A 3,508-nucleotide genomic window follows, 5' to 3' on the forward strand; every position below is an offset into this window, starting at 1 on the left:
GACGAGGCCGTCGGGCTGCTGGCCGACGCCCCCGACGTCGCCACCGCCCGGCGCGCCCGCGTGCTCGCCGAGCAGGCCGACGCCCTGTGGCGCGGCCGATCCCCGCACGGGCAGCACCGGTGAGCGCGCGTCCGCCGGCGGCTCCGATCGACCGGCGCACCCTCCTGCAGTGGACGTCGCTGGTGCTGCTCGTGCTCACCGCGCTGATCTTCATGACGCGCGAGGTCCAGCAGCCCACCGTGACCTTCGCCGCGGTCGCCAAGGACACGCCGCCGAAGGCCGCGGCGGCGCAGCCGGCGCCCCCGTCGTACGACGCGATCGTCGCCGAGTACGGCGGCCAGCGGATCATCCGGCTGCCCGGCGCCGTCGCGCAGCTCGACGAGGCCGCGGTGACTCCGTGGCTGGACGCCGCCGGCGCGAGCCGCGTCGTCCTCGCCCCGCCGCGCGACCCCGACGACTCCCAGCGCATGGACGTGCCCGACGACGTCGTCCTGGTGACGGGGACCAGCGCCTCGCTGAGCCCGTACGACACGTTCTCGACCACCTTCGCCGAGGTCGGCCGCACCCTGGGCGCGGCCGACGTGACCAGCGACGTGATCACCCTGGCGGCCGCCGTGGCCGACCGGGACGACGACGTCCCGGAGGCGGCGCCGCTGCCCGTCCGCGCCCCGACCGCCGAGGAGACCGCGGCCGTGGTGGCGGACCTCGCCGACGACGGGCTGGCGTTCGTCGGCGGCGCCCCGGCCTTCGACCGTCCGGCCGGGAACGGCTTCGCTGCCCCGCCGCTCATCGTCGTGACGCCGTACGTAGCGCCGGGCACGCCGGCAGTCGACTACCGCGAGCCGGTCACCGCCGCCTACCCCGGGCGGACCGTCGTCCTGATGACGGGCCTGTGGATCCAGTACGCCGGCGCCGGCGTCGACGAGCTGGCACCGGCGATCACCGCGAGCTTCTACGGACAGCTCGAGGACCGGCTGCGCAAGTACGCGTACTCCCAGGAGAGCGTCCTGGCGGCGAACCTGGCCCGCGTCGAGCAGTTCCGCACCAGCGGCATGTTCGACCTGGACGCGCCGTACGTCGCGCCCGACCCGCTGCACCTCACGCTTCCCGTGCTGCCGTGGGTCTGCGGCGGGCTGGCCCTCGTGCTGCTAGGGGCGGCCGCCTGGCCGCGGCGCCCCCTCGGGACCACCCGGGTGAGCGCGGCCTCCGTGAGCCGGTACGCCGGGCTGAGCGAGCTGGCGGTCGAGATCAGCGCTCTGGTGCCGTCATCGGCGGACGGCGCGTTCACCCGGTCCGGCGCCGCCCTGCGCGCCGTCCGCGACGGCCTGGACGACGCGACGCTCACCGACGACGACCTCGGCGCGCTGCTGGAGCGCGCCGAGAGCGAGCTCGCCACGGTCGCGGCACGGCTGCAGCGTGCCGATCTCGAGCCGGCGCGGTACCTCGCTCGCCGTGACGAGGCGGTCACGCTCGATGCGTAGGCATCTGACGCGGTGGCTCGCGCGCGGCGAGGCGTGGCTGATGATCGCCTGCGTCGCCCTCGGAATCGTCGCGGTGTCCGGCGCCGGGGTGCTCGACGACGACATCCAGCGGGACATCCGCCTCAGCAACGTGTACGTCGCGCCCGGCGTGGACGTCGAAGAGGCCGCCGCCGAGCGGATCGTGGGCAACCGCAACCTCGTCGTCGTGTACCTCGACGGGGACCTCGGCGACCGCGGGTCCGGGGTCTGCGACTCGCTGTCCGGGATCGCCAAGGGCTCGTTCGTGGCGATCCTCGACGAGGACCTCGACATGTACGGGTGCTCGCTGCTGCCGGGCGCGGACGAGGAGAACCTCGGGAAGGCGTACGTCGCCGAGACCGTCATGCGGTTCGGCGTCGAGATGGTGGCCGAGGAGAAGATCCAGTCGGCCCGCGTCCTGGCGAGCAGCTACGACCGCGCGGTCGCCGCCGGGCTCGCGCCGCAGGAGGCCCGGGAGATCCGGGCGCCGTTCGCCCGCTACCTCGTCGCGGCGATCGCGCTCGGGACCGCGCTCGTCGGCTCGCTGGCCGTCTACTGGCGAGGCCGCCGCCTCGGGCACGCGTTCGCCGACGCCACGCTCGCCGACGCGGGGCTGCGCGGCCGGCGGCTCCAGCGCGATGCGGCGCTCGCCTCGGTCGGCGTCCGCCTGCTCGAGGCCGACGACGTGATCCGCGCGATCGCGGCGAAGCCGCACGACGAGCGGACAGCCGGCGACCGGCGGCGGCTGGCCACGTTCGAGCGGCTGGCCTCGTCGTACTCGCGGCTGCACGAGCGCACCCAGCAGGAGGACGCGGAGCCGGCCGAGCTCGACGCGCAGCTCCACGAGATCGAGCGGCTGCGGGATCGGTTCGAGGCGATATGAGCCGGCGAACCACGGAGACCCGCAGCCCCCGGGCCGGCTGGCGGCTCGCGCCGTACGCCTTCTGGGCCGACGAGCGGACCGTCGTCGGCGGCGACCCGTTCCGCTCCGTGCGGCTGACCGAGCGCGGCGCGCACTTCGTGCGCGGCGTCCTGGACGGCTCGCGCGCCCCCGCGGCCGCGCCCGAACGGGCGGTGCTGGACCGGCTGCTGCGCGGCAATCTCCTGCAGCGACCCACGGCCGCACCCGGCCCGGGCGGTGACGTCACCCTGGTGATCCCGGCGCGTGCCGAGGCCTCCACCGTGCAGGCCGTGCTCGACTCCGCCCCAGGCATCCCAGCGATCGTCGTCGACGACGGGTCCGCCGTACCGCTCGCCGGGTCGCTCACTCATGCGGGCGGTCTGCGGGTGCTGCGCCACGAGCGCTCGGCAGGGCCGGCCGCCGCCCGCAACGCCGGGGCACGCGCGTGCGCGACCGGCTGGGTCGCCTTCGCGGACGCCGACCTCGTCGCCGCCCCAGGATGGATCGGCGAGCTCCTCGCGTACGCCGGAGACGCGGTGGCGATCGCCCCGCGGATCACCGGCACCGCGGGCACCGGCCTCGCTGCGCGCTTCGAGCACGCCGTCTGCGCCCTCGACCGCGGCGCGCAGCCGGGATTCGTGCACCCGTCGGGCGCGCTGTCGTACGTGCCGAGCGCCGCCCTGCTCGTCGACCGCGCGGCGTTTCTGGCGGCCGGGGGCTTCGACGAGTCGATGCGCGTCGGGGAGGACGTCGACTTGGTGTGGCGCGTCGCGGGCGAGGGCGTGTACTACGAGCCGTCGGTCGTCGTCGGGCATCGTCCCCGCCCGGCGCTGCGAAGCGCGGTACGCCGGCGGGCGGCGTACGGCGCGAGCGCCGCGGCGCTGGCCGCCCGCCATCCCGCGCTGATGCATCACGGATCGTTCCCGCTCGCCGCCGCGCTGCCGATGCTCCTGCTGCTGGCCGGTCACCCGGGTCTCGCCGCGTCCGCCTCCGCCGCGCACCTGGCGCTCGCGCCGCGCAGCATCAGCACATCGCGGGTGGTGAGCGCGTCGCCGCGGAACGTCGGCCCGGTCACCGGGCCGGTCGCGCGCACCCTCGCCGCCGTCAG

The 3,508-nt window shown here is 76.0% G+C and carries 3 protein-coding genes; all 3 read left to right on the forward strand.

Features of this window, described 5'->3' with window-relative positions:
* The first annotated feature begins 119 nt into the window (after window positions 1–119).
* Window positions 120–1,481 (forward strand): hypothetical protein, encoded by a 1,362-nt coding sequence (locus F8A92_RS18150; RefSeq protein WP_153506588.1) that lies wholly within the window; start codon window positions 120–122, stop codon window positions 1,479–1,481.
* Window positions 1,474–2,382, forward strand: a complete 909-nt coding sequence (locus F8A92_RS18155) for a cation:proton antiporter (RefSeq protein ID WP_153506589.1) — start codon at window positions 1,474–1,476, stop codon at window positions 2,380–2,382. The genes F8A92_RS18150 and F8A92_RS18155 overlap by 8 nt, the downstream gene beginning before the upstream one ends.
* Window positions 2,379–3,508 (forward strand): glycosyltransferase (locus tag F8A92_RS18160; RefSeq protein WP_153506590.1); only part of this gene is annotated, 1,130 nt, incomplete at its 3' end. The genes F8A92_RS18155 and F8A92_RS18160, both read left to right, overlap by 4 nt.

The organism is Cumulibacter manganitolerans (assembly GCF_009602465.1).
GTDB classification, from domain to species: Bacteria; Actinomycetota; Actinomycetes; order Mycobacteriales; family Antricoccaceae; genus Cumulibacter; species Cumulibacter manganitolerans.

Coding starts and splice junctions, on each gene's coding strand:
- F8A92_RS18155 (WP_153506589.1), top strand. CDS start 1,474: ATGCGTAGGCATCTGACGCGGTGGCTCGCGCGCGGCGAGGCGTGGCTG.